Genomic DNA, 18668 nt, shown 5'->3' with positions numbered 1-18668 from the left:
CAGGCCGTCAAAGCAAAAGTCCCCCGCAGCCATTGGCCGCGGGGGACTCTTTTTTTTGTGAATGCCGCGTTCGTCGAACGCACGACAACTTCGTCGCCAGGACGCCCGCCGTTACGGAACGGCCGCCCCGTTGATGATGATCGTCCCGTTGATCCCCGTCGGCGGGAACCGGTAGGTGTTGAAGAAGTTCGAGTTGTTGAAGTTGATGATGTTGTTCTGAGTGCCGAACAGATTGACCGTCCCGATCACAGACTCGATCACGATGCCCTCTTCGAGAGCGCCGCCGTTCTGCCCGTTCATGTTGATCAGGTTGTTGTTGACTGCCAGCGTCGTGCCGGGCCCCGACGCAAAGATCACGTCGATCGCCGTGTCGCCGTCTCCGTTCATCGTCATCTGATTGTCGTAAATGCTCGCGAACGTGTTCGGAGCGAAGTTGAATTGCATGCCGATGTTGTTCACGACGGTGTTGTTCGTCCCCAGGGACCCGTTCAGGTTGAAGATATTCCCCACTCCCGTATTGGCGTAGCTCCCCACGAGCACGGACGACGGGCCGCTGGTCGCGACGTTCAGGCCAGTGTTGCCGCCCAGCGATCCCCCGAACTGATTCGACAGGATCTGGATGTCGGACGTCGAGTTATTGGATTGAGCCCGGATGTCGAGACCGGTCGACAGTCCCCCCGTCGTATTAAAGATGTTCCGGGTGAACGAAGCCTGGAGCGGCCCGGCCCAGACGAGCTCCACGTCCGTCGACACCGCCTCCGACGACGAAATGGCGTTGCCGTCGACGACGAGCGTCAGCGGCGATGCGTTGTTGTTGCCGCTGATGAAGATCACTTCGTCGGTGTTGTCGCCGGCGCCGTCGACGATCACGTTGTTCGTAATCGCCCAGTTGTATCCCAGAATCTGCGTGGCGTTGATCCGCGTGTAAGTGTCGTCGAGCGTGGAGCTGCTGATCGAACCGGTCAGCCGGATTTCGTTGTTCGGGCCGGCCGTCGATCCGTTGTTGCTGAGCCTCGAGCTGTCGATCGCGACGAGCGGCACATCCGCCACAACGATGCCGTGATCGAGGTTGCCGGTGAAATCGCCGTTGAAGACAAAGAGCGATCGCGTGTCGGCGACGTCGATCCCGGAGTTGAGCGAGAGGCTCGATTCGATGTTGCTGAGGCTGATGTCGCCGGAGTTGCGGACGAAGATGTTGCTGGCGAAGCCGCCGGACATGACGCCGCCGCTCCGCAGCACTCCCGACGCCCCCGTAATCGTAAACGCCGCCGGCATCGAAGTCGGGAACGATCCGTTCGTCGTGACGGTCGGGGTCCCCACGCCGACGTTGTTGATCAGATTGATCGCGCTGGTGTAGCTGAAGACGTCGACGCTGTTCAGAGTCACGTTCATGACGGACTCCTGAATGTTGATCGCCGATTCGGTGTTGGCGTTGGTGGTTGCGGTGAACGCACCCCCGCCGATCGTCAGACCGCCCGTGCCCGTCACCAGGTTCGTGGTGAAGTCCGTCGTCGTGGTTCCGACGTTGAACGCAAGCAGACCGGCGCCGAAGACGGTGTCGACGCTGAGCGAGCTGAAATTGACGCTGGCGGGGTTGTCGAAGATCGTCACGCCCGAAGCGTAAGCGATGTCGGGATTCGGGCCGTTGGGGTCGGGCAGGGTCTGGCTGCTCGATCCGGTGACGTTCGAGATCGAAACCGTCTGGAAGGAGATGTCGCCGGTGTTGTCGTGGATCAGGATCGCCGGTTCGCGAACCAGAGTGTTGGCCGTTCCGTCGATCAGCGTGTTGCCGAGGAACGAAACCAGGGACCGGTTGTTCCGGACCACGATCGCGTCGGTTCCGTAGCCGGTGATGCTCAGCCCGTTGAACTGCACAGTGGCGTCGTCGTCCTCGATCAGCACGCCCGTATCCGCGTTCGTAATCGCGGTGGTTCCGGTGACAATGAAAGACCCCGAGTTGTTACTGGCGAGCAGCGGCGTGCCGATCAGGATGCCTTCGACGGAACTGCCATTGATAGAGATGTCCTCAAATCGGGCGTTTCCAGAGTTATTCTGGTATTCGAGGGCCGGCAGGATCGAGCTGCTGGTCGTCGTTGCGTTGATCGTCAACGTGTCCCGGAACGCGAGGCTGGACGCGTTGTTGAAGTACCCGAATCCGCGTTCGTTGCGGCTCGAAATGTTCACCGGCTGGGCAAACAGCACCGTCGTGCCGACCGGCTTGTCCGTGATGAGGATGGCGCTGCTGTCGCCGGTCCCCGCCGTCGACGAATTGCTCACGTTGACCGTTCCGCCGAACGTCACGTTGCCGGCTCCGCTGAGCACCTCGATCGCGTTTTCCGGAGAACCGGCGATATTCGTGTTGCCGACGATGACCGATCCGCCGGCATTGTCGATCAGGATGCCTTGAACTCCCGACGTGTTGATATCGGCCTGCGTCGTGCCGCCGTCGACCATGACGACGGAACTGGCGAGTCCTGGAGACGTGCCCGAGACCAGCAGGCCGTAGCCGGTGCCGCCGGTCTTATCGATGATGCCCTGTGCACCGGAGCTTGCGTCGTCGACGAACAGAATATTTCCCGAACCGCCCTGAATGTTCAGGGCCGTCTCGGTCGAGTTGAAAATCCGATCGCCGCGCATCTGAATCTGGCCGATGGTGTTTTCCAGATGGATGCCATCCAGAGCGGCGTAGTTCACGTCGGTCTGGCGAATGGTGACGCCGCCGACGGCATCGCCGAAGATGCCGTGACCCGTCGGGCCAAGCAGCGGATCGTTCGGATCGCCGATGATGAACCCGCTGAATTCGGCGTTGTTGGCGAGGGTGACTGCGTCGCCCGGAGAGCTGAGGAACGTGGGTCGGTTCGGCAGATTGGGTTGTGCGCGAGGCAGCTCGATCGAGCCGAGTCCGCTGACGACGACAAAGTGCCGGACGCCGTTGCCTTCGCCGAGAACCCGCACGCCTTCTTCGAGGGTGACGGCGCTGTTGGGGCCGCCGTTGTAGACGCTGTTGGCGTGGACATAGATGATGTCCCCGCCCGCCTGCGCCTGCGCCTCGGCGATCGTCTGGAACGGATCCTCGACCGTGCCGTTTCCTCCGGCCGGGGCGTAGCTGGCCACATGCTCGAAGAAGTAGGGGTTCTGAGTCGTCGGGTTGATCGCGATGATGTTCGTGTCGATGATCGTGTCGCGGGAGACGACCACGTTGTAATTGCGGCGGACGCGCGTCGTCATGCGGTCGAAGGTCGACTTGGGTTCGTCGTCGGGCTGGCGGTATCCGCCGTAGCTCCAGGATGCGCCGAAGATCACGTTCGTGTCGAAGACTTTATCATGGGTGACTTCCAGGGCCAGCGATGCGCTGGGAGTGACGTCTCCCTGCAGGCGTCCTTTCCAGCCCCAGGTACTGATGGTCTCGTCGCTCTCGTAGTGATACCAGCCCGCGAAGAGCCGAACGTCGTGATCGGTCAGGAAATCGCCCAGCAGCGGGACGCCGACTTCCATGTCGACGCCGCGAAGAGCGTTGCCGATGATTCGCTGCTGATCGAAGTAGAGATAGTTCGTGATGAACTTGGCGCTGTTCGGGACCACGGAGATATCGAGCTGCTTGTTCGTGGCGCCGGTGGGAAAGTAGGCGTTGACTCGGGCGTCCCAGAACTTTCCGTAGGTTTCGAGGCCGCCGCCGAACTGACGAAAGAGTCCGCCGCTCGTGTTGTCGTAGTCGAAGAAGCCGTTGACCCCGACGATCCGGTCCCAGGCTGAAATGTAGTGTCGATAGCCGCCGCCGACGTTAGCGCCCCAGTTGTCTTTGGTAGACCGGAATCCGCGCAGGTCGCCGAAGACCATCGCCTCGTCAAACAGGAATCCGTAGGGCATGAATTCCAGGGGGATGAGGGTGTCCTCACGGCCGATCGCCGGCCCGGTTTCGACACCGAGGCGGAAGACCGCTCCATAGGCTTCTCCGCGGCGCCCGGTAAAGCGGTCGCTGAACAGGAAGCCGCCGTCGTCGGTCGTGACGGGCGAGCTGTCCTGGCCGAACGCCGGAACGGCCCAGATCGACGCCAGAATCGCCAAGCCGGCCCAGAGGGCCTGCCGGGCGAGCGTCAGGAACTGGATTTCACGTCTGCAATTCGACGCGTGCATCGATACCACCTCTGCAGGGACGGGCGGCGAGAACTCACGTCCCGGGACCGGACGCGAGGGCTTGACCGAAACTGATTGGCAAATCGGGAAATGAGGCTGGGGTTTTAGTTCCGCCGAATTTGACGATCAATCCGAATTGCCGGCAGATCATCAGCAAATCGGTGGAATCCGGAGGAGATTCGACGAGTCGGAATGGTCATCGGCAGGAGCTGCCGATCCGATGTCGTTCCACGCCATCGCGCCGCCCGGTCCTGCGATGAATTGGTCGTCGATCGCCGTTTTTTCGGCGTTCGGGCGACCCGAAAGTCGGTCCCCGATCCACCGGGAGAGGTGACGCTGGATTTTGAGACGACTACACTTACGACGTCCGCTCCACCGCTCATCAAGGCGCAAAAATGGCGACGGCCGACTTTCGCGATCGACTGCTGAAGTGCCTGGGCGGCGACTGGCCTGCCCCCGTCCCGCTGAATGTTCGGCTTCGTGAAACGCTGCAGCGGGAGGGGGTGCGGATCGAGTCGCTGTTCTACGATGTGTTTCCGGGGGATTCCATTCCGGCGCTGCTGCTGATTCCGGCGGGCGTCGATGCGGCGCGGCCGGCCCCGGCGATCGCCGTCTGGCATCAGCACAACGGGGAATGGCATCTCGGGAAGTCGGAACCTGCCGGGTTGGCGGGCAACCCGATGCACCACACGGGTCTCGCGCTGGCCCGGCAGGGATATGTCGTCCTTTGCCCGGACGCGCTCTGTTTCGAAGAGCGCCAGGATTCCCGGCTCAAGGGGGGAGAGTTCGAGCGTTTCGAGTTTCTGAGATACACTTTGGCCGGCCAGTGCATGGCCTGGCGGAACATTCTGGATATGAAACGGTCGATCGACTTCCTCGCGAGCCGACCGGAAGTCCGGGCCGATCAGATTGGCTGTTACGGTCACTCGATGGGGTCGACTCACACGTGGCTGGCGGGTCCCTGGGAACCGAGGATCAAGTGCCTGGTCGGAAACTGCTGCCTGCCGACATACAAAGGGATTCACCGCGAGAAGCTGCTGCACTGCTTCCCGAATTTCATTCCGGGACTGCAGGCGTTCGGCGATACTCCCGATATCGCGGCCCTGATTGCTCCCCGACCGCTGCTGTTGAACTTCGGCGAGCTGGATCGGGGGAGTCCGATTGAAGACGTTCGCGAGGCGCTGCCGAACATTCAGCGGGCCTACGACAGCATGCACGCCGGCGACAAGTTCTCGGCGTTCATTGAAGCCGGGGCGGGGCATGTCCTGTCGGAGGGGATGTGGGAACGAACCCTTCAGTGGTTCGGTCGCCATCTGCCAATCCCGGCCTGATCGGCGGAGGGTCGATTCCGGGAAAGAGAGTCCACAGGGGGAGTTGCGGGTGCTGATCGATCGAGTGGTAGAAAACGTGTCCCGCCTCGTTGCGGCCCCTTCCGTCAGCATCGACTCCAATCGCGGGGCCGCGATGGTTGCCGCCGACCTGCTGGAGTCCGCAGGCTTTCAGGTGGAGGTTCAGGAGTTCGCCGATCCGTTCGGCGTTCCGAAGTTCAATGTTGCCGGCCGGCGGGGAGCCGGGGTCGGCGGACTGGCTTATTTTGGCCATACGGACGTTGTGCCGGTTTCGTCCTGGTCCTTTGCGGGGAGCGGTCCGTTCGAGCCTGCTGTCCGCGAGGGCCGACTCTACGGTCGCGGCAGTTGCGATATGAAGGGCTCCGTCGGCTGTTTCATTGCGGCGGCGAGTCAGGTCGATGCGGCGAGCTTGCGGGCGCCGGTCTACGTGTTCTGCACCGCGGATGAAGAGGTGGGGTTTCACGGCGCCCGACATCTGGTTCGTCATTCACCGCTGTATCGCGAGGCGGTGGCCGGTCGCGCCGAAGGGCTTATCGGCGAGCCGACCGAGCTGGAAGTCGTGCACGGGCACAAAGGCATTTACGGAATGCGAATTGTGTCCCGCGGCCGAGCGGCCCATTCGAGCACCCGTGGCGGGCTGAACGCCAATCTGGCGATGATTCCGGTGCTTGCGGAAGCGCGGCGGATTCATGATGAAACGCAGACCGATCCGCGCTGGCTGCACCCGGAGTTCGATCCGCCGTGGATCAGTTGGAACATTGGCATCAACGACCACACTCCGGCGGTGAATATCACTCCGCCGCAGAGCGTCTGCACCATCTACTTTCGTCCGATGCCAGGCCAGCCGCCCGGGGAGCTGATCGAACGAATGCAACGCGTCGCGGCGTCGGAAGGGGTGGAATTGACGCTTGAGTGCCAGGGAGATCCGGTTTACACGGATCCCGCCGCGCCGTTCATTCGGCGGCTTCTGGCACTTGCCGGGCGGTCGGCGTCGAAGACTGTGGCTTACGGAACGGACGGGGTTGCATTCACCGAGATGCACTCGCTCGCGGTGTTTGGACCGGGGAGCATTCAGCAGGCTCATACGGACGACGAGTGGATTGCCCTGGAGCAACTCGAACGAGGGGCGGCGATCTACGAGAACCTGATCCGGAGCGTCTGCTGAAGGGCTGAGAACCGTCAGCGAGGCGTCTTTCAGTTTTCCTCGCTGAAGCAGTAGAGGGCTTTGTTCGACCGAAGGTAAATCCGCGAACCGATGACCGCCGGACTGGCATTGAACGGCGTGTTGTCGCCGGCAATCCGGTTCTGGGCAAGAATTTCGAGCTTCTCGTCGGCGGACAGGACGAAGACCCCTTTTTCGCGAGTGACGACGTAAAGGCGTCCGTCGGCGATGAGCGGTGATGCGAAAACGGTGGCGTCCGGAAGTTGGCGCTGTCCCGCGAGCTGGCCGGTCTCGCTCACGAGCGCGGTCACGCGACCGTCCTGTCCCACGAGGAACAGACGCCCGTCATGCCACACCGGGGAGGCGTATTCGGGGCTTTCTTTGCATTTCCAGACGCGATGCGAATAGGTCACGTCCCCTTTGCCCCCCGCCCGGATCGCCAGCACGGTGCCTTCTTTGCCACCCGCAATGTAAATCACGCCGTCCTGGGCAACGGGGCTGGTGTAGACGGTTTCCTTGATTCCGTCGGCCCGCCAGAGTTGCTCGCCGGTCTCGGGATTGAGGCCGACAATTTCATCGGGGCCGCTGAGAACCAGTTCTTCCGTCCCTTCGGCGGTCTGCACCAGCACGGGGGCGGCCGCCGAGGCCTTTGCGACCGGATGCGACCAGACTTCGTTGCCGTCCGAGTCGAGGGCAACGAGTCCTTCGCCTTCGACCGAAGCGTTCAGAATGATCGTCGAACCATAGGAAATTGGCGAAGACCAGCAGCCGAGCTGCGTCAGCTTGTTCCCCAGGGGCTTTGTGCCGATGACGGTTCCATCCGATTCGACGGCGCTCAAACCGACGTGGCCAAAGTAGGCAAAAACGCGCTGGCCGTCGGAAATGGGGGTCGACGAGGTATAGCCATGCTTCGCGATGAATCCGTTGAGCGCTGGAGACTTTTCGTCGGTCCCGACTTCGGTTCGCCAGCGTTCCTCGCCGGTGTCGGCGTCAAGACAGAGGATGTACCGTTCGACGCTGGCGGGGCGGCCCGCCCGCTTCGGGTCGACACCGACGGCAAGGTATTCGGTCAGATACAGGTCGCGTCCCAGAATCACCGGGCTGGAGGCCCCTGCCCCCGCCAGCGGGGCCGCGAAGACGAGATGTTCTTTGGCAGACCACTTCACGGGCGGTTTTGCGGTCCCGGACCGGCCCGTTCCCTCTGGTCCGCGGAACTGCGGCCAGTCTTCGCGGGAGTCCAAGGGTGGCGCGTCCCCCGTCGTAGCGGGAATCGTCGGGGACGGTGTCACCGGCAATTCGGGCGTCACGGGCTTGCGCGACGCGACCGTCGGCGATGCGGTTGACGGAGTGGCCAGTGGCGTTGTCGGACGGGGGCCAGGTGACGGAGAAATGAACGGAGGAACGGCGGTCGGAGGGACCAGGGGCGTTGTCGTCGCAGGGGTGGGAGCGGAATTGGATGCTGCCGCCAATGTTGGAGCGGGCGACGCCTGAGGGGAGTGCGCCATGCCCGGGCTCGCCGTCGAGACGGCCGGAGATACGGGGGCAACGGTCGGCGTTGCGGGGGTGGGAGCAACGACGGGGGCGCCGGCGGACGAGCCGCCCTCCCCGAAGGGATTCTGCTGGGCGGTCGGGAGGGGTTGAGGCCCTCCGCAACCGGCTGCGAACACGATCGTCGCCAGAACGGCCAAGCGGGCGCGATAACGTGCCATGTTTCGGGAGCTTCCACGGGACGGAGAGTAGAGCAAGGTCAACTACTGGCGGGCGACGCAAGAGGTGTTCACAAAATAACAGATGAACAACTCCGGAGCAAGCAAAAGTTCCGAACTCGCCGCTCAGCCCGATTGACCGGTCTGATCGGACGATCTCCTGCAATGCGTCCGTCAGCAGGGAGTCACCTGACGTAGAGGCGTGAATTGGCGGCAGAGTTCCCGTTCAGTTCCTGTTTTCGAAAGTTTTCAACGTACAGTTCAGTCTCGGAGATCTGGAATTTCGAGCGGATATTCCTCGAAAATCGAAAATCCGGAGCAGATCTCAGTTCCGCGAGAAGATTCACTGATGGGGATTTTTTCAGGGAAGGTGGACAAGGTTCGACGATGGCGGAAACCGACTGGGCGCAATTGATCGAGGAGTCGCTGGCCAGCTTCACGCTGGACGTCCTTCCCACGACTCTGCAGCTTCCGGCGTTGCCCCTGGCGGTGACCCGATTCATCGCGGCGTCTCAGCGGCCGGATGTCGATCTGCGGGAACTGGCCGCGATTGTCGAAACCGACACGGGATTGACGGTCGAGCTGCTGCGCAATGTGAATTCGGCGTTTGTCGGATTGAAGCAGAAGGCGAAAACGGCCCGGCAGGCCCTCGCCCTGCTGGGGCTGCGTCAAAGCAAATTGCTGGTGGTGACGGTCGGGGCGCAGGCGGCGATCCGCGCCCGGCAGTCGAAGTTGATCAACCAGACCAGCTTCTGGAACACCAGCCTGCAACGGGCGATCTTTGCGAGGGAAACTGCGAAGATGCTGAAAAGCGACCCGGAGGTAGCGTTCGCCGGCGCTCTGCTGCAGGACTATCTGCTGCCCGTTCTGAGCAACGAATTCTTCGATCAGTACCTGGCGTTTACGACGCAGCGGGACGATCTGCCCGACTGCATTATCGAGTACGAGCAGCAGTCGATCGGCTGCGACCATGCTGTCGTTGCGGCGGCGATGGCGCACCGCTGGAAGCTGCCGGATGAGCTGGTCTGCTGCGTGCTGTTTCATCACCGGGGCCTGCGCGTGCTGGCCGACCCGCGACTCGCTCGGACGTCTGTCGCCGCGGTCGCGCTGTCGGCCCTGTTGCCCGATCAGCTCCGACAAAGCCTGTCGGGGCTGGATCAGCTCGCGCTGCTGGAGACGAAGTGGCCGGCCTTTCGGTTCGAGGAGCTGGTCGAGACCGTCGATGCGCAGCAGGCGGAGATCGGCATGGGGGTCGGGAACGACTATCCCCTCATGCGACGGTGTCGGCAGTTCCTGGAACAGCGTCCGGCCGCCGAGGCGGCGCCGGCCTGACTCCGTTCCAGTCGGCCGTCGCGGAATTCCGAAGGGGATTCGTGATCCGTTCCGACGGTACCCGCGTTTCCCGCGGCGATCTCGCGAAATTTCTCACGATTGGCGTCTGTCCTCAAACGCTGGCGTGGACTGAGCGGGACAGATACAGTGCGGCGGGTCGGGTGTGCGACGAAGCGGCCGGTCCGTGACCAGGAATTCACCCCGAGCGTCCTCGTGAGGAGACGGAAACGTGACGGAGTCCAAGCCCGCCAGCGGCAAAGCCATGAAGCCGGTCTTCCTGATCTCCTACCCGAAGATCGTGCTGCTCTATCCGACGTTCTTGACGGCGATCATCGCGGGGATCGTGATGCTGGTGGTCGGCGAGACCTCGAAGACCGCCGAATGGCTCGGCGTGATCTTCCTGTGGATGTTCGGCGTGAACATCGTGGTCCTGGCGTTCGACTTTCCCCGGACCACGTCGCTGACGCTGTTCTTCCTGATCATGGCCGTGGTTCTGGGATTAATCCTGACAGCGACCTCATTTCCGAGCTTCATGCCTTCGGTCTACGACCTGCTCACCAAGATCCGCCCGCATGCGAATGCGACCTTCTACTTCTGCTTCGCAAGCATTCTGGCGATGATTTATCTGGTCGTCTTCGTCCTGGTCCGGTTCGACTACTGGGAAGTCCGTCCGAACGAATTGCTGCACCACCACGGTTTCATGAGCAATCTCGAACGGTTCAACGCTCCGAACCTGCGGATTACGAAGGAGATCGACGACGTCTTCGAGTACATGCTGTTTCGCAGCGGGCGTCTGATTCTGCAGCCCAGCAGCGAGCCCAGGGCGTTCGTGCTCGACAACGTGATGTTCATCAATCGGCGCGAGGCCGAGATCACGGAAATGCTGGGTTCTCTGCAGGTTCGGATTCGCACGGACGAGGTTCCGCCGTCAACGACTACCGAGCCCCTGTAGCCGGCGAAACGGCTGCAAGTTCCCCGCCCCGGGGACTTTGACGGTTTTTCCGGAATTGTCGCCAGTCGGCAAATTGCTCACGTCGATATACCAGACAGGGCGCGCCCGGCGGAAGCCGGCGCGCACGGGCCACGTTTTTCCGTGACTGTCTGGGGCCAATCCGTGTTAACGCTGCCTGCCGCCCGGCGGTCTGCCGTGGAACGTCTGGTGTTTTCCGGTCTGATTCTCGGCGGCGGCCTGCTGTGGGGGCGAGTCATTGCCGAGACGACCACCGGTTCGGCTGCGCGTTCGGCGACGGCGCGAAGCGATGTGAGCAGCGTTCCGGGAAGGGTTGCGGTCGATATCGACTGGCGGCTGCTGAATCACGATCTCGCGAGCCTCGCGCCGACTGGCGCCGGCGCGGACGTCCCAAGGGCGACTCCGGGAGGCCGCTGATCATGTTTGCGGGGCCGCAGCGTCCGTTTCATTCCGCGATCGGCGCCATGGTACTGGCGATCGGCGTGCCGGTTTTGCTGCTCGCCAGCATGCCGCTGTTCCCGCAAACTGCGCGGACGAGCGATTCTCGGCTGGCGCGGATTCCGCGGTTCCATTCCCGACAATCCAGTCCTCCGCCGCTGCGGGACGTGACGCCGGCAGAACCGGCTGCGGACATCCAGATTGCCGACCGGACCAGCCCGCATCTTTCCGGCAGCGTTGCCCTGTCGGGGGATGCCGCCCCGGCCGCAGAGGTCCCCCGAGCGGCCGGTTCACCGCCGCCTCGCGCCGGAATTCGAATCGCCTCGCGCGATCCGGACTCAGTGGAGTTCGATCCGGCACAAGAAGCGACGCCGGCGGTTCCGGTTCCGGACTGGGTCGCCGACGTCGAGCCGCTGGCGGAATCGCCGGTGGCGAGGCCCGAGTCGGCGGATTCGCGGCCCAGCGTGACGCTGGATGTTCTGCCGTTTGATGTACGGTCCGCCGCAGCGCATTCGTCCCGATCCGACGACGAATGGCGCGATCGGGTCAAGTCGCTGGAAACGCGGCTGGACGCCGTGTTCTCGGATCGGCTGGAGCAGCATTCGCGCCAGTTCGAGGCTGTGACGCGGCGGCTCGAACGCTTTGAAGAGGAACGTCGGCTGCAGGTGCTGGAGAATGGCCTGCAGGAACTGCGGACCGCGGCGGAGCAGAAGACTCCGGTTGTGGAGACGGCGCCCCAGGCCATCCAGCTCGACAAGTCGGCCGCCGAGCCGCCGCTGTTCGATCTGGAGGCCCGGCAAGCGGAGACGGGCGAGGTGTTTCGACAGATCGCGCTGGCGGTCGGGGTGGAGATTGTGGTGAGTCCGGCCGTCCAGGGGCGGGTGTCTGTGATTCTGAAGCAGAAGTCGCTGGAGGAACTGCTCGCGTTGCTGGCGAGTTCGCAGTCGTGCGTTGTGGAGCGGGACGCAGCGATCTGGCGCGTCCTGAGCACGTTGGAAGCGGGGGCGCGGGCCAGTCGTCTGCCGGAGCCGGAGGCTCGCACGTTCGTGCCGCGTCACGTCAGTGCGCGGGAGCTGGCGGAGTTTTTGCGTCCGATGCTGACTCCGGAGGTTGGTCAGATTTCGGCGATGGAGGCCGGTCCGGCGGTGGATGAGACGGCGGAGCCGCACGGGACGCTGCTGGTTCGCGATCGGCCGGAGGTTATGTCCGAGGTCGAGCGGATGCTGCGGCAGTTCGACGTTCCGCTGGTGGAGGTCGACCTGACGGCGCAGGTTTTCAGCGTCGATCTGACCGGGGCGTATGCGAACGGCGTCACGCTGACGGGGCGGGAGCTGGTCAAACGGGTGCCGATTCCCTGTCCGATCTGCGGCGGCAGTCACGAAACGGTCGCGGCGTTGACGACGGTCGAGTCGCCTGCGGGAGAGTTTCTCCAGGCTCCGGGCGGGCTGAAATATGCGTTTGTGAAGGGGGACGGTCGGGCTGTGGTCGCGATGCTGAGTCACATGGCGGCGACGCATCCGATCGGAGTTCCGCGCGTGCGGGTTCGCAATCGGCAGCCGGTGGAGCTGGTGCTGTCGAGCCTGGCGCCGCTGGCGGCAGGGGAAGTCGACGGGACGGAACGGCGCCTGCGCGTCCGCCCGGCCGCGCTGCCGACGGGAGAGTTTCAACTGGTGATCGAGGAACGCCACCCTCATCCGCATTCCGGGACGGCGGTGCTCTCGGCGGATGTGAAGCTGCGCGAGGGGACGACGGTGCTGGTTGGCGGGATCGTCGAATCGGCGGGTTCTTCCAATCGAGAAATCCTGATCCTTTTGACGCCCCGAATTCGGGGAAGCTGGCCTGTGGCCGAGGGGCCGCAGGAATCCTCCGTCAGGAAATAGGCGGACTTCTGGCAATCGCGGTCGGGCCCGGTCGTGCGCCGGGAAAGTTCATCGTCCGGCGGTACGCTCGGTTGTCGGTGGTCGCGGGGCTTGCCACACTACGCGGCTGGCGGGGTTCACCCGGACCGGGTTTTTCGTCAGCCCGGAACTGGCCGCCAGTCGACCGGCGGCAAGAATGGCCCGGTCGGCCTTCGCGTTCCAGGATGACATGTTCATGTCGCTGCCCGGTTTCAGCGTTCGCAATTCGGTGCTCGTCAACTGCCTGATGCTCGTGATCCTCGCGGCAGGGGGCATCTTCGCCATCACGTTGACGCGGGAGTTTTTCCCGGAGAGCCGCCCCGACCGGGTGATGGTCTCGATGATTTACCCCGGCGTGCAGCCGATGGAGATCGAGAAGGCCGTCACGATCAAGGTCGAGGAGGCGCTGCGGGACGTGGACGGCGTGGAGAAGGTCGAGTCGACCATTTCCGAAGGGGTCAGCACGACGATCGTGACCCTGTTTAACAACGTCGAGGACGTGGACGTCGTCGTCCAGGACCTGAAGGCGGAAATCGATGCGATTCCCGATCTGCCGCGCGACGTGGAGAGCACGAGCATCCGTAAGCTGAAGCCGCGGCTGCCGGTGATCGGCGTCGCAGTGTACGGCACCGGCGACGAGGCGGCGCTGAAGCGGGCGGCGCGGGACCTGCGGGACGATCTGCTGCGGATTCCCGGGATCACGGACGTCGACCTCGGCGGAGTGCGCGACGACGAGATCAGCGTCGAGGTGCGGCCCGATCGGCTGTACGAGTTCGACGTGACGTTTGAGGAAGTCGCCGCGGCGATCCGACAGACGAACATCGACGTCTCCGGCGGGACGCTCAAGGGAGAGCGGAGCACGATTACGCTGCGGACGCTCGGCGAGCAATTGCGGGGAGTCGATCTCGAAGAGATTGTGGTGCGGACCAATGCGGACGGTCGGCAGATCCGGGTCCGGGACGTGGCGCTCGTCGCCGACGGGTTCGTCGACGTCGACGTCGAGAGCTGGTTCAACGGCCAGCGCTCGATCAACTGCATGGTGTTCAAGACCGGCGACCAGGACATTCTGCAGATTTCCGAATCGGTCAAGGCGTACGTGGCGGGGAAGCGGAATGAACCTTTCGACCCGGTCGGCTGGAACGCGGCCTGGGAGTCCCCGTGGTACTGGCGTCCGGTCGCCCTGCTGGCGACCGGCACGGTGCGAGCCGTGAATCTCATGGTCGGCAAACCCGACCCGGTGAAGATCTACGAAGTGAGCCGGCAGACGCCGTTTGCCCACGAATTCAAGCTGGGGCTGCATACCGATCTGGCGCGCTTTCTGTCGGGACGCATCGATCTGATGGTCCGGAACGGGACGAGCGGGCTGATTCTGGTGGCCGTTTCGCTGCTGCTGTTTCTGAACTGGCGGGTGGCGTTGTGGACGGCGCTGGGGATTCCGGTGTCGTTTCTCGGCACGTTTGCTGTGATGTGGATGATGGGGGTCTCGATCAACCTGATTTCGCTGTTCGGACTGATCATCGTACTGGGGATCATCGTCGACGACGCGATCGTGATCGGCGAAAACATCTATCGCCATGTGCAGGAGGGGATGCCGCCACGGCAGGCTGCGATTTATGGGGCCGAGGAGGTGATGTGGCCCGTGATCGTGGCGGTCACGACGACGATCGGGGCGTTTTTCCCGCTGATGTTTCTGGGCGGGCAGATGGGGGAGTTCTTCAGCCAGTTGCCGCTGGTGATTATGGCGGCCCTGTCGGTGTCGTTGCTGGAGGCGCTGGTCATTCTGCCGGCGCACCTGATGCACCTGCCTCCCAAGACGCTGCCGGGGGTGGAAACCAGCCGATTGCATGAGACCTCCCGGCAGCGGTTCTTCCGACGGCTGGCGGCCATTGGCGAGCGGTTCTCACACGGTCGAATCGTACGGGCCTACGACGCTTTTCTGCGGCTGGCGTTGCGCTGGCGATACGTCACGGTCGCCGTTGCGCTGTCGACTTTGATCGCGTCGGTGGGCCTGGTGGTGGGGGGCGTCGTGGAGTGGCAGTTCTTCCCCCGCATGGACAGCGAGACGCTGATCGCCGTGCTCGAAATGCCGATCGGCACGCCTGCCGAAGCCACGCGGGAACGACTGCGGGATCTGGATGAGAAAGTCCGGCAGGTGCCGGAGGTCATGAACTGCCAGACGACCGTGGCGGCGGCGATGAGCGTCGGAGCGGCCGGCGCCACAGGAGCTTCGGTCAGCTCTCACCTCGGTCAGTTGATCATTGAATTGCGTTCGGCGGAGGAACGCGAGCATCGCAAGGAGCGATCCAGCGACGAAATCCTGAAAGAGCTCCGGGAGTTTTCGGCGACGCTGCCGGGCACGAACTCCGTGGTGTGGGAAGGACTGTCGGGCGGACCGGGTGGCAAAGACATCGAGATCCGCGTCGCCGGACCCGATTTCGACCTGATCCTGGGCGCCGGCGAAGAGTTGAAGCAGGTGCTGGCGACGTTTGCCGGCGTGGTGGATCTGGACGACGATTTCGACCGCGGGCAGCGCGAGCTGCAACTGGCGCTGCGGGAATCGGCCCGGCCAACAGGGATTAACACCTCGCAACTGGGCGAACACGTCCGGTCGGCGATGTACGGCCGGGAAGCCCGCCGGCTGACGCGAAATCGGGAGGACGTGAAGATCATGGTCCGCTACCCGAAGGACTTCCGCGAGAGCATGTACAACATCGAGTCGATGTGGATTCCGACGGGATTCGGACAGGGAACGCGGGGCTGGGTGCCGTTGCGGGAAGTGGCGGAGGTGACGGAAGCGGAGGGTTTCAGCACGCTGCACCGCAGTCAGCAGCAGCGGTCGGTGAAGGTGCTGGCCGACGTCGCGGAAGGGGCCAGTTCCGACGCGATCGTGGCGCAGATCCGCAAAGCCTTCGCTGAGAAGATTCAACCGAAGTTTCCGGGAACGTCGATCGAGTTTCTGGGGAACGTGGAAGAGCAGGCCAAGTCGCTCGGGTCGCTGTTTATTGCGCTGCCGATCGCCCTGATGATCATTTACATGATGATCGCCGGGCTGTTCCGTTCTTACTATCAGCCGGTTGTCGTGATGCTGGCGATTCCGTTCGCACTGCAGGGGGCGATCATCGGGCACTGGGTGACCGGTTATGCGGCCACGCTGATCAGCGCCATCGGCTTCGTGGCCCTGACCGGGATCGTGGTCAACGACGCCATCGTGCTGGTGGACTACGTCAACGTGCGGATTCGTCAGGGGGTGACGCCGTTCCAGGCGAACCTCGAAGGTTCCCGGACGCGGCTCCGAGCCATTTTTCTGACCAGCGAAACGACGATCGCGGGCCTGCTGCCGATGCTCTTTGAAACCAGCTTCCAGGCCAAGTTCCTGATCCCGATGGCGGTGACGATCTCGTTCGGACTGCTGTTTTCGACGGTCCTGACGCTGCTGATCGTGCCGTCGATCAACATGATTTTCTTCGACGTGCTGGGACTGCTGGGAGTGGCGCCGCTGCCGGACGACGATCTGATCCCGGCCGCGATTCCCGCCGAGGCGTAAGGAGAGCACGAGGATTCCCACGGAGGCGCGGAGGACGCGGAGAAGATGTGGGGAGAAAACTTTCCGCAACGGGGCAACGCGAAAGATGGGATATGTCAGCCACGGCGCCGCATGACGTTGAGCGAGAAATGAAACTGAAGGCAGCGTGTGACGCTGACGCCGATCTCGTGTACTGCATCAAGCGGGACGCCTACTCCGAGTCCGCGACACGCGCGTACGGCACGTGGGATGAGGCCTTCCAGCGCCGGTTCACGCGCGAGCATCTTCCGAGCACCCGTCTGATCGTTGTCGATGACGCCGTCGTGGGCTGGATCGCAGTGAAGCATTTCGAGGGCGAGGATGAGATCATCGATCTGCACGTCCTGCCGACCCATCAGCGTCGCGGGTATGGTCGCGCGGTGCTCCAAGTCGTCATCGACGAAGCGGGATCGCAGGGGAAGGCCGTAAGTCTGCACGTGTTGAAGATCAATCGGTCGCGCCTGCTTTACGAACGACTGGGATTCGCGGCAACCGGCGAGACTTCGACACATGTTGTCATGCGTCGGATGTCAAATCAGGCTGGGTGAGACGGCTTCGGCTTCCGCTACGGATGCCAGATGCGATCCCTCAGGCCGACCCTTTCAACGAAGCGGTCGCGAGAGCAGGCAAGGCCCGGACCGGGGCATCGCGAAGACGCTCCTGCCCCGGCCACCCGACCGGCGGTTTCGACGACCGACGAAGAAGGGCTTCCCCAAATGCACCAAGGGCGTCGATCTTGCGATCGACGCCCCCGATGGCTTGCATGGCATCTGCTGGACCGGAGTCCAAATTCGGCCTACTCGGCGTCGATCGGCAGCGGCACGGACTTCTCGGAACCGTCTTCCGTCCGAACGGGAGCTGAGGCCGGCAGGTCGCTGCCGGTCCGGCTCCCCAGGCGGAAGCTCCGTTCTTCCAGAATCAGGCGGGCCGCGTTGCGGAGGTCCTGGTCGTCGAGACGGTGCAGGTTGCCCAGTTCGACCAGCGGCTGCAGCATCCGCATCGCCTTCGAAACCGTGGTTTCGAGCATGCTGAACTCGACCAGGCTGCGGCGGATCTCGCCGAGCACCTGGATCTGCGTGGCGAACTCGTCCTGGAAGCCGACGAGGACTTCCAGCGATTCAATCGCCGCGACGATCCGTTCCGACTGCCCGCTCAGCTTCGCCTGCATGTCGAGGAGCTGATCCACGCTGGTCTTGGCCTGCGCGATCTGCAGGGACTCGTCATTGAGCGTGTCCTGCAGAGCAATCAGTTCGCCGGCCCGCTGCTGGGCGGCTTCGGTGGAGCCGACGCCGTCGGCCAGGCGCTGTTCGAGACCGATCAGTTGCTCTCCCACCGACTGGGCCACTTCCAGTTGTTCGGCCCCTTCGAGGAGGGTCGACTTCAGGGCGACGAGCCCCTTCAGTCCCAGCCAGGTCTGATCGAGCCCGTCGATCTGGCTGCGCAGATCCTGGCCCATCGCGACGAGCTGCTGCAAGGTCGCCTGCGACTGCTCGACATCGGTGGTCTGCGCCCTGGCCAGCTCCTTGATTTCGACGAGCTGGTTCAGAGCCGAGATCGCCGGTCCATGAGTCGGCTGCTGGTCGACGAGCCGCTGGCCGATCGTCTGCAGTTCCGTCAGGGACTTCTCGGCGGCGGCATTCACCGCCCCCTGCTCGATCAGGCGGCTCTGGAGCCGTTCGATCCCGGCGATGGCGCTGCCCGATTCCTCCAGCCGAGCCGTTTCTTCCAGAACGTCGGTTCGCAGAGCCCGCACCGACTGCAGAGCGGTCCGGGCGTCGACGAGCTGGCTCTTCTGCGACCGCAGGCTCGACAGCAGCGTGTTGGCTTCCCAGACTTCGTCGCCCGTTCCGACGAGGAGCTGCATCCGCGACTCGACCGTCGCCAGGTCCTTCTTCATCTGCTGCAGTTCAAGGCCCAGCGGCCGGGCCACCATGAAGTGCAGTCCCACGAAACCAATCGCCAGACCGGCCACGAGCATGGCCCAGGACAACTTCTGCTGCTCGGCGATCTGAATTTCGATCGCCTTGAGTTTGCTGCCTTCTGTCGTGTACACCTTGTTTCTCCCAAGATAAAGCCGCGTCGAGGGCTAACCCAGTCCCTCGAAGCGATACAACCCG

General features: G+C 63.3%; 11 protein-coding genes. 8 read left to right on the top strand and 3 right to left on the bottom strand.

Annotated elements, in window-relative coordinates:
• Positions 1-111: 111 nt before the first annotated feature.
• Positions 112-4134, bottom strand: coding sequence for an inverse autotransporter beta domain-containing protein (locus SH412_RS06820; protein WP_336522763.1), 4023 nt, complete (start codon positions 4132-4134; stop codon positions 112-114).
• A 395-nt stretch (positions 4135-4529) separates the two neighbouring features.
• On the opposite strand from SH412_RS06820, the gene SH412_RS06815 reads away from it, so the two are divergent.
• Positions 4530-5465 (top strand): dienelactone hydrolase family protein, encoded by a 936-nt coding sequence (locus SH412_RS06815; protein ID WP_336522762.1) that lies wholly within the window; start codon positions 4530-4532, stop codon positions 5463-5465.
• A gap of 49 nt (positions 5466-5514) precedes the next feature.
• Positions 5515-6648 carry a M20 family metallopeptidase gene (locus SH412_RS06810; protein ID WP_336522761.1) on the top strand — a complete coding sequence of 378 codons (1134 nt, stop codon included), beginning with the start codon at positions 5515-5517 and terminating at the stop codon, positions 6646-6648.
• 29 nt (positions 6649-6677) lie between these two features.
• On the opposite strand, the gene SH412_RS06805 is transcribed toward SH412_RS06810, so the two are convergent.
• Positions 6678-7811 (bottom strand): PQQ-binding-like beta-propeller repeat protein, encoded by a 1134-nt coding sequence (locus tag SH412_RS06805; protein WP_336522760.1) that lies wholly within the window; start codon positions 7809-7811, stop codon positions 6678-6680.
• Positions 7812-8738: 927 nt separating this feature from the next.
• On the opposite strand from SH412_RS06805, the gene SH412_RS06800 reads away from it, so the two are divergent.
• The 6 genes from SH412_RS06800 to SH412_RS06775 all read left to right on the top strand — a co-directional run bounded on the left by SH412_RS06800 (position 8739) and on the right by SH412_RS06775 (position 17099).
• Entirely contained in the window at positions 8739-9683 is a 945-nt protein-coding gene (locus SH412_RS06800) for an HDOD domain-containing protein (protein ID WP_336522759.1), read from the top strand.
• Between the two features lie 229 nt (positions 9684-9912).
• A complete protein-coding gene (locus SH412_RS06795) occupies positions 9913-10635 on the top strand; it encodes a hypothetical protein (protein WP_336522758.1) in 723 nt (240 codons plus the stop codon).
• 162 nt (positions 10636-10797) lie between these two features.
• Positions 10798-11070, top strand: a complete 273-nt coding sequence (locus SH412_RS06790) for a hypothetical protein (RefSeq protein ID WP_336522757.1) — start codon at positions 10798-10800, stop codon at positions 11068-11070.
• Between the two features lie 2 nt (positions 11071-11072).
• Positions 11073-12971 (top strand): secretin N-terminal domain-containing protein, encoded by a 1899-nt coding sequence (locus tag SH412_RS06785; RefSeq protein WP_336522756.1) that lies wholly within the window; start codon positions 11073-11075, stop codon positions 12969-12971.
• A 214-nt stretch (positions 12972-13185) separates the two neighbouring features.
• Positions 13186-16533: an efflux RND transporter permease subunit gene (locus SH412_RS06780; RefSeq protein WP_336522755.1), complete on the top strand. Its 3348-nt coding sequence runs from the start codon at positions 13186-13188 to the stop codon at positions 16531-16533.
• Positions 16534-16661: 128 nt separating this feature from the next.
• The gene (locus SH412_RS06775) at positions 16662-17099 is read left to right on the top strand and encodes a GNAT family N-acetyltransferase (protein ID WP_336522754.1); all 438 of its coding nucleotides are present in this window, start codon (positions 16662-16664) and stop codon (positions 17097-17099) included.
• A gap of 248 nt (positions 17100-17347) precedes the next feature.
• On the opposite strand, the gene SH412_RS06770 is transcribed toward SH412_RS06775, so the two are convergent.
• A complete protein-coding gene (locus SH412_RS06770) occupies positions 17348-18604 on the bottom strand; it encodes a coiled-coil domain-containing protein (protein ID WP_336522753.1) in 1257 nt (418 codons plus the stop codon).
• Positions 18605-18668: the final 64 nt, after the last annotated feature.

This window comes from Planctellipticum variicoloris, from assembly GCF_030622045.1.
GTDB lineage: Bacteria > Planctomycetota > Planctomycetia > Planctomycetales > Planctomycetaceae > Planctellipticum > Planctellipticum variicoloris.
This window is presented reverse-complemented; position numbering and strand designations above follow the sequence as displayed.

What these genes read in the sequence shown, in the direction of transcription:
- SH412_RS06775 (WP_336522754.1), top strand. Translation starts at nt 16,662, where the DNA reads ATGAAACTGAAGGCAGCGTGTGACGCTGACGCCGATCTCGTGTACTGC.
- SH412_RS06780 (WP_336522755.1), top strand. Translation starts at nt 13,186, where the DNA reads ATGTCGCTGCCCGGTTTCAGCGTTCGCAATTCGGTGCTCGTCAACTGC.
- SH412_RS06800 (WP_336522759.1), top strand. Translation starts at nt 8,739, where the DNA reads ATGGCGGAAACCGACTGGGCGCAATTGATCGAGGAGTCGCTGGCCAGC.
- SH412_RS06785 (WP_336522756.1), top strand. Translation starts at nt 11,073, where the DNA reads ATGTTTGCGGGGCCGCAGCGTCCGTTTCATTCCGCGATCGGCGCCATG.
- SH412_RS06815 (WP_336522762.1), top strand. Translation starts at nt 4,530, where the DNA reads ATGGCGACGGCCGACTTTCGCGATCGACTGCTGAAGTGCCTGGGCGGC.
- SH412_RS06820 (WP_336522763.1), bottom strand. Translation starts at nt 4,134, where the DNA reads ATGCACGCGTCGAATTGCAGACGTGAAATCCAGTTCCTGACGCTCGCC.